This is a genomic window from Corallococcus sicarius, assembly GCF_003611735.1.
GTDB classification, from domain to species: domain Bacteria; phylum Myxococcota; class Myxococcia; order Myxococcales; family Myxococcaceae; genus Corallococcus; species Corallococcus sicarius.
Window position 1 is genome coordinate 1 of sequence record NZ_RAWG01000393.1, and the last position, 7,346, is coordinate 7,346.

Genomic DNA, 7,346 nt, shown 5'->3' on the forward strand with positions numbered 1-7,346 from the left:
GGCCAGCCGGTGCGCCGCCCCGGAACCGGAGTTCCTGCCGGGCAGGGGAGCGGACTCCGGGGCGGCGCACCGGCTGGCCCGAGGTGTCCGGGCACTTGTCCAGGCCGAATCCACGGGAGTGTGGACCGGGTGGGACACAGCGGCCTGCCAGGCCCTTCATTGCGGCTTCGCGGAACACTGTCACCCGGCCCCTCCCGCGTGCTAAGCGGCGGGCACCATGCCGAACGTCGTCGTCATCGGAGCGCAGTGGGGAGATGAGGGTAAGGGCAAGGTCGTTGACCTTCTCACCGAGCATGCCCAGGTCGTCGTCCGTTTCCAGGGCGGCAACAACGCAGGGCATACGCTGGTGGTGGGAGGGCAGAAGACCGTCCTGCACCTGATTCCCTCGGGCATCCTTCACCCGGGCAAGACGTGTGTCATTGGCAACGGGGTGGTGGTGGATCCCGCCGTCCTCGTCGGAGAGATTGACGCGCTCAAGCCGCGCGGCTTCCTCAAGGATGATGCGCAGCTGCTCATCTCCGACAACGCCCACGTCATCTTCCCGTGGCACAAGCTGTTGGACAGCTTCCGTGAGAAGGCCCGCGGGGGCAGCGCCATCGGCACCACGGGGCGGGGCATCGGTCCGGCCTACGAGGACAAGGTGGCCCGCCGGGGCATCCGCGTGCGCGACCTGCTCCATCCGGAGCGCCTGCGCCGCCGCATCGACGAGCGCCTGCCGTCCGCGCTGGATGAGCTCAAGGATCTCTGCGCCCAGGCAGGCGTGGACGTGCCGAAGATGGAGACGCCGCAGATCCACGCGGAGTTCTCCGCGCTGGGGGATCGGCTGCGCCCCTACGTGCACGACGTGTCGCTCTTCCTCTCCGAGCAGGTCCGCCGCGGCGCCCGCATCCTCTTCGAGGGCGCGCAGGGCACGCTGCTGGACGTGGACCACGGCACCTATCCGTTCGTCACCAGCTCCAACTGCGTGGCGGGCAACGCCGCGGTGGGCTCGGGCCTGGGGCCCACGGCCATCGACAAGGTGATGGGCATCAGCAAGGCCTACACCACGCGCGTGGGCGGTGGCCCGTTCCCCACGGAGCTGAGCGATGAGCTGGGGGACCGGCTGCGCAAGGTGGGCGACGAGTTCGGCGCGACGACGGGTCGTCCCCGCCGCTGCGGCTGGCTGGACGGCGTGGTGCTGCGCTACGCGGTGCGCGTCAACGGCCTGTGGGGCATCGCGCTCACCAAGCTGGACGTGCTCAGCGGCATCAAGTCGCTCAACATCTGCAATGCGTACGAGCTGGACGGCGCGCGCGTGACGGAGCTGCCGGGCGACTACGAGGACCTGGCGCGCGTGAAGCCCATCTACGAGACGCTGCCCGGCTGGGACGAGAAGCTCGCCGGCGTGCGCACGTTCGATGAGCTGCCGGAAGCCGCCAAGCGCTACGTGCGCCGCGTCGAAGAGGTCAGCGGCGTGCCCGTGGTGTGCGTCTCCGTGGGCGCGGACCGCGGCGAGACGGTGCTGCTGCAGAACCCCTTCCGCAGCTAGGGATGGGGAGCGGGCCCCGGGAACGGGGCTCGCGGGCAGGAGAGTTCTTGCCCGCCGGGGGCGAGGACGGGAGAGGGACATGATTCGCACGCGCAGGTTCCAGCTCGGTGTCTCGGCGGTGGTGCTGCTTTGCTCGGCGGCGCCGTCGGCCTGGGGGCAGGGAACGACCCCGGCGAAGGGAAGTGCCACCCGCCCCGCCACGGGAGCCCCCGCGGCGGCAACGACCGGCGAGTCGAAGACGCCCACGACGGCTTCGGCCGCTCCGGCGCAGGCCCCGGTGCCCGATTCGAAGTCTCCCTCGGCCGCTTCAGCTCAGGCCCCTGCGCCCGATGCGAAGTCCTCTGCATCACAGGCCCCGGCCCCCGTGACGAAGGAGCCCGCGGCCCCCCGGAGTGGAGACCTCGCGGAGCCGCAGCGCCCGTCGCAGGCCGTGCTGGCGGCTTCACGGATCCGGGATGGCGACGCGCTGATGCGCGAGCGTCGCTACCGTGAGGCGGCCTTCGCCTTCCTCGACGCGAAGCACGCGGCGCCGGATCACGTGGAGGCGCGCTTCAAGCTGGGCAACGCGCTGGCGGTGCTCGGCTACTACGGCCGTGCCATCGAGGAATGGGAGCGCGCCTCGCGTCTGACCCAGGACGCCGCCATCCGCCAGAGCGCGCAGGACAACGTGGCCCGGGCGCGCGCGAAGCAGGCGGAAGCCGGCACCTCGCCGCAGGCCCTGGGGCAGACGCCCGGTTCAGGCCCCGTGGCGGACACGACGCGGGCCCAGGCCCGCCGCGCCTACGAGCAGGGCGTGCAGCACATCAGCCAGCGCGCCTACGCGGCCGCGCTCCAGACGCTGACGCAGGCCCTGCAGCAGGAGCCCCTGCTCACCGTGGCGTATATCGCCCGGGGCAGCGCCAACATCGGGCTGAGGCGCTACGCGGAGGCCGCGGCGGACTACCAGTTCGCGCTGAAGCTGGAGCCGGAGTCGGCCTCCCCCCTGTACGGCCTCGCGGAGGCGTACCGGGCCCTGGGGCGCAACCTGGAGGCCAAGGTCCTCTACGAGCGTTATTCCCGCTCCACCGCCCCTGACGTCCGTCCGGAGCTCCAGGAGGAGTCCCGCCAGAAGGCCGAGCGCCTGCGCTGACTGCCCGCCTGGTGAGCGGACGGGCACCGGAACGGGGCTGTTCGCGTCACTATTTTGAGGGCATGGACGGACGCGAACGGACGGTGGAGGGGGAGCAGTCGCAGCAGGTCTTTCGCCCCCGGAAGGTGCTCGCCGCGACAATGGCGGCGGCGGGACTGCTGTGGATCGGGGTGCTCGTCTACCTGTTCAACTTCGAGGGGGTCCCGCTGAAGACCTTCTTGTCCGCGGGCTTCTTCGTCCTCTTCTTCGCGGTGTCCGTGACCTACTACGGCCGCACCCGCATCGAGGTGGACTCCCGCGGCATCACCTGCCGGGGCATGGTGCGCACCCGGCGCTTCTCCTTCGCGGACATCCGCAAGCTGGACATCCTGCCCGGGCCGGTGACGGTGTACGCCATCCGGGGGAGCAAGGGCTTCGTGCACTTCACCAGCTTCTTCCGCCACCACCGGGATCTGGCCCGCCTCCTGGTGGAGCGCGCGGGCCTCTCCCCGCTGCCCGCCTGACGCAAGACGCGCTGCCTCACCCGGCCGCTGCCAGCAGGGCCGTGAGGAGCAGCCCCAGCACGACCAGCGCCGCGCCCGCGGCGATGAGCCACCCCTCCGACGAACGCCGCGGTCTCCGTTCCGGAGGCAACAGCGCTCCTGCTTCTGTCCGCTCTCCCACGTCGAAGCGCAGCGGCGCGGGAGCCCGACAAACGGCGCCCGCCGCGTCATCGAACGCCGCCTGGAAGCGCAGCAGCGAACGCCCCAGCTCCACGACATCGCCATCCACCAGCGGCCCGGGCGCCTCCAGGCGCAGGCCGTTGAGGAACACCCCGTTGGGCGTGCCCAGGTCTTCCAGCATGAAGCCCGGGCCCTCGCGGCGGATCCGCGCGTGCAGGCGCGACACGGCCCGGTCCCGAAGCCGCAGGGCCACGCCCTCGCCCCGGCCGATGTCCGTGTTCGCCTCCGCGAGCGGATGACAGCGGCCCACGTCCAGGCCGGTGAGACAGGTGAGGGTCGCGGCGCGGGAGGGACGGGCCTCTGAATCCGACAGCAATCCCTTGAGCACCGCGACGGTGCCCACGCCGCGCTCGGGTGCGCTCGGCTCGGCGAGCACGCGAAGGCACATGCCCTCCGGAAGGCCCAACACCTCCCCGGGAAGGACCAGGCGCGACACGCCCGGCATCACGCGCACGGAGTTCACGGTGAAGCTGCGCACCGCTTCCACCATGAGCCGCTGGGACTCGATGCGGAGGGTCAACAGCCCGGGCGGCAGCCCCTCCAGGTGGACATGGTCCTCGGGGCTGCCTCCCAGCAGGTGCTGGCCCTCGGTCAACTCGAAGGGGGTGGGGGTGCCCAGGTGCTCGAATTCGAAGCGCATGAGAACGCCCGGCAGCAAGCGTCAAGCCTGCCACCGGGCGCTGGATTTTCGCGAGGTTGCCTGGAGGTCCCCATCCGCCCCGGGCCTCCCATGTCCGGAGGCCGGGACGGCGGGAAGTCGCTGACTAGAACGTCGCGCCGAGGTTGAGCGTGCCCACGTAGCGGCCGCCCTTGCTGAACGTCTCGTCACCGCCCAGGTCCACATCGGACGGCGGCAGCGACGCGGCGAACCCCTGATCGAACAGGAAGTTGTAGGCCACCCGCGCGTCGGCCGTGAAGCCACCGACGTTCAGGCGCAGGCCCGCGCCCACCGGCACGTTGCCCACCGTGTCGTCGGTGAAGCCCGGCGCGATGGCGCGCACGTTGTAGCGGCTGATGCCCACGCCGCCCAGGACGTACGGCTGGAGCCGCGTGGCCGTGAGGCCCACCGTCACCGCGGCCTGCGCTCCGTGGCGCACGATGTCCGGGCCGTCCGCGTTCGTCGCGAGCACCCCACCGGAATTGAATTCGCTGACCGCACCCGTGTAGCCCAGCTCCAGGCCCACCACGTTCGTCGGCTTGAGGCCCAACGTCACGCCATAGGCCACGCCTGGATCAATCTGCGACCGCAGGGCGTCCGTGTAGCCCTCCACGCCACCGCCCACCAGGAACGAAAGGCCACGCGTGTTCGTGGACCTGCGCAGCTCCGTCGAAGCCGCCTGAGCCGAACCCGCCGCCAGAACAGATACCGCCACCGCACCCGCCAACAGTCCCTTGCCCATGTGGTTACCCCTCCTGTGGTGGACCGAAACATGGGGTGCCCTCCCGGACACGCCAACAGGGCGAGGGGGGCCCGGCAGCTCGGCCGCTCCTGCTTGCGTACAGCTTGTCCGTGACCTGGGGAGTGCAGTTCCCGGTGATGGAAGACTGCTTCCCGGAAGACGGGGAAGGGTAGACTCCGCGCCTTCGATGCGCCTCCGCCCCTTCGTCCTGCTCCCGCTGTTGTCCTCCCTCCTGTGTGTCGGCGCCTGTCGCGACGAACAGGCGGGCCCCGCGCACCGCACGCCCCGGCTGCCCGCGCCCACGACGCTGCGGACGCTCGACGCGGCTCCGGCGGAGCTCACGTACCGGGGAGGGGCCACCTTCGCGGGCGGCGCCATCGTCTACCTGGGAACGCGCGTGACGCCGCAGAAGGCCACGCCGGGGCAGCCGGTGAAGCTCGCGCATTACTTCCAGGCGGTGCGCGCGCCGCCGCAGGGCTTCCACTTCTTCGTGCACGTCGTGGAGGCGGAGAGCGGCCAGATGATCGGCAACGCGGACCACGAGTTCCAGGACGGCGCCGCGCCCCTGGAGACGTGGCCCGTGGGCAAGGTGCTGGAGGACGTGCACACCGTCGTCATGCCGTCCAGTCCCAGCCGGGTGGTGCTGGGCTTCTGGCGCGGTGACGAACGGCTCCCGGTGGATGATCCGCGCGCGCAGCTGGGCGACAACCGCGCGCGCGGCCCGCTCCTGGGCGGCGAGCCTCCCTCGCTGCCGGAGTACACGGCGGCGCGGGTGAAGAAGGCGCCGGTGCTCGACGGCGTGCTCGACGACGAGGCCTGGAAGGGCGCGAATCCGGTGACGCTCGTGGGCAGCTTCGACGGCCGGCCCGCGCGGCTGCGCACGCAGGCGCGGCTCGCGTACGACGACGCGAACCTGTACGTGGCCTTCGATGTGGAGGACCCGGACCTCTGGGGCACGATGCGCAACCGCGACGACTCCATCTACGAGCAGGAGGTCGTGGAGGTGTTCCTCGACGCCAACGCGGACGGGCGCACGTACAACGAGCTGCAGGTGTCACCGCACAACGTCATCTTCGACGCGTACTTCCCCGCCAGGCGCCAGGGCATGGACCGGTCGTGGGACTCCGGCATGAAGACGGCGTTGAAGGTGCGCGGCACGCTGGACGACGCGTCGGACCGCGACGAGGGCTGGACGGTGGAGCTGGCCATCCCGTTCAAGAACCTCGCGGAGGTGCCCCACACGCCGCCCCAGCCGGGCGAGCGCTGGCGCTTCAACCTCTACCGGTTGGAGCACCACGACCGGAAGCAGGTGGAAGGTCAGGCCTTCTCACCGCTCTTCATCGGGGACTTCCACGCGCTGCCGCGCTTCGCGTGGCTCGTGTTCCAGTAGGGCGTCACGCGTGGGGCGAGATGTCCCAGGGCGCGTCCGCGACGGAGCGTTCGGCCGGGTCTCCCAGGAAGCGCACGAAGCCCCGGGATTCCAGCGTGTCGATCAGCTCTTCGGCTTCCAGCTCGGAGAAGTGGTTCGAGCGCATCATGAGCAACATGTCGCGCATGAGCGACTTGCCGCGCAGGTAGCCCACGGGCTCGCCCGGGCCGAGCTTCGACTTCAGTTCAAGGGTCAGCTGCTGCAGATCAAGATCATCGGAAATCATCGCCGCTACGGTGGGTCTTGTTCCCACTTGCGGCAACGGGCACGGGTGCCCCCTCGTCGCGTGGCAGGAAGGACACCAGGCGGACGTCCTGGCCGTCGCTCTCCAGGGTGACCGCGCCGTCCCGGTCTGTCCGCCAGCACTCGGTGCCCAGGGCCCGGTAGCGCGCTTCCACCTCGGGATGGGGAAACCCGTACCGGTTGCGCCGTCCCACGCAGAACACCGCATGACGTGGCCGCGTGCGCTCCAGCAGCGGCGCGGTGGACGACGTGCGGGAGCCATGGTGTGGCACCTTCAATACGGTGACGGGCCCCACGGCCTGGGCGAGCGCGGCCTCGCCGTCCTCCTCGATGTCGCCCGCCAGCAGGACGGTGACGTCGCCATGGCGCACGCGCACCACCACGCTGCGGTCGTTCGCGCCCTCCAACAACTCCCGGTCCACCGGAGGCCCGAGCACCTCCAGCGTCGCTTCGCCCAGGGAGAAGGGAGGCCGCCCCACCTGCACCTCCTCCACCCGCGCACTTCCAGCCGCCTCCATGACACGCCGGGAGAGCGGGCCGTCGGTGGTGCCCGCGGAGAGCCACAGCCGTTCGGTGGGAACCTGCGACAGCGTGGACACGAGCCCCAGCGCATGGTCGGGATGGGGATGGGAGAGCACCGCGAGGTCCAGGTGTGAAACGCCCTCGGCCTTGAGGAAGGGCAGGACGAAGCGCTCGCCCGTGTCCGCGCCCTCCGGCACCCCGCCGCCGTCCACCAGCGCATGGTGACCCCGGGAGCGGAGCACCACCGCGTCCCCCTGGCCCACCGAGAGGAAGGTGATGCGCAGCGCGGGCTCCGGAGCGAGCCCGGGGAGCAGCACGGCGCCCACCACGGCCAGCGGCGCGAGCCCCCCCGCAATCCGCCAGCGCCCCGAAC

The 7,346-nt window shown here is 71.1% G+C and carries 8 protein-coding genes; 4 read left to right on the plus strand and 4 right to left on the minus strand.

The genetic code is table 11. The features are described from left to right. Positions 1 to 217 precede the first annotated feature (217 nt). The 3 genes from D7X12_RS36670 (at position 218) to D7X12_RS36680 (ending at position 3,160) form a co-directional block, all read left to right on the plus strand. Entirely contained in the window at positions 218 to 1,528 is a 1,311-nt protein-coding gene (locus D7X12_RS36670; protein WP_120629852.1) for an adenylosuccinate synthase, read from the plus strand. Positions 1,529 to 1,607: 79 nt separating this feature from the next. Next, positions 1,608 to 2,657 (plus strand): tetratricopeptide repeat protein, encoded by a 1,050-nt coding sequence (locus tag D7X12_RS36675; RefSeq protein WP_120629853.1) that lies wholly within the window; start codon positions 1,608 to 1,610, stop codon positions 2,655 to 2,657. A gap of 62 nt (positions 2,658 to 2,719) precedes the next feature. Continuing rightward, positions 2,720 to 3,160, plus strand: a complete 441-nt coding sequence (locus D7X12_RS36680; protein ID WP_120629854.1) for a PH domain-containing protein — start codon at positions 2,720 to 2,722, stop codon at positions 3,158 to 3,160. Positions 3,161 to 3,176: 16 nt separating this feature from the next. On the opposite strand, the gene D7X12_RS36685 is transcribed toward D7X12_RS36680, so the two are convergent. Beyond that, positions 3,177 to 4,019, minus strand: coding sequence for an FHA domain-containing protein (locus D7X12_RS36685; RefSeq protein WP_120629855.1), 843 nt, complete (start codon positions 4,017 to 4,019; stop codon positions 3,177 to 3,179). A gap of 124 nt (positions 4,020 to 4,143) precedes the next feature. Further along, on the minus strand, positions 4,144 to 4,779 hold the full coding sequence (locus D7X12_RS36690; protein ID WP_120629856.1) for an outer membrane beta-barrel protein: 636 nt from the start codon (positions 4,777 to 4,779) through the stop codon (positions 4,144 to 4,146). A 187-nt stretch (positions 4,780 to 4,966) separates the two neighbouring features. Between D7X12_RS36690 and D7X12_RS36695 the strand changes: the two genes are divergently transcribed. After that, complete coding sequence (locus D7X12_RS36695) at positions 4,967 to 6,169, plus strand: carbohydrate-binding family 9-like protein (protein ID WP_120629857.1); 1,203 nt, start codon at positions 4,967 to 4,969, stop codon at positions 6,167 to 6,169. 4 nt (positions 6,170 to 6,173) lie between these two features. Here the strand turns inward: D7X12_RS36695 and D7X12_RS36700 are convergent, their stop codons facing one another. Beyond that, the gene (locus tag D7X12_RS36700; RefSeq protein WP_120629858.1) at positions 6,174 to 6,434 is read right to left on the minus strand and encodes a hypothetical protein; all 261 of its coding nucleotides are present in this window, start codon (positions 6,432 to 6,434) and stop codon (positions 6,174 to 6,176) included. Further along, a partial coding sequence (locus D7X12_RS36705) for a ComEC/Rec2 family competence protein (RefSeq protein ID WP_147443910.1) occupies positions 6,421 to 7,346 on the minus strand: 926 nt, incomplete at its 5' end. The genes D7X12_RS36705 and D7X12_RS36700, both read right to left, overlap by 14 nt.

What these genes read in the sequence shown, in the direction of transcription:
- D7X12_RS36670 (WP_120629852.1), top strand. Translation starts at nt 218, where the DNA reads ATGCCGAACGTCGTCGTCATCGGAGCGCAGTGGGGAGATGAGGGTAAG.
- D7X12_RS36675 (WP_120629853.1), top strand. Translation starts at nt 1,608, where the DNA reads ATGATTCGCACGCGCAGGTTCCAGCTCGGTGTCTCGGCGGTGGTGCTG.
- D7X12_RS36680 (WP_120629854.1), top strand. Translation starts at nt 2,720, where the DNA reads ATGGACGGACGCGAACGGACGGTGGAGGGGGAGCAGTCGCAGCAGGTC.
- D7X12_RS36685 (WP_120629855.1), bottom strand. Translation starts at nt 4,019, where the DNA reads ATGCGCTTCGAATTCGAGCACCTGGGCACCCCCACCCCCTTCGAGTTG.
- D7X12_RS36690 (WP_120629856.1), bottom strand. Translation starts at nt 4,779, where the DNA reads ATGGGCAAGGGACTGTTGGCGGGTGCGGTGGCGGTATCTGTTCTGGCG.
- D7X12_RS36695 (WP_120629857.1), top strand. Translation starts at nt 4,967, where the DNA reads ATGCGCCTCCGCCCCTTCGTCCTGCTCCCGCTGTTGTCCTCCCTCCTG.
- D7X12_RS36700 (WP_120629858.1), bottom strand. Translation starts at nt 6,434, where the DNA reads ATGATTTCCGATGATCTTGATCTGCAGCAGCTGACCCTTGAACTGAAG.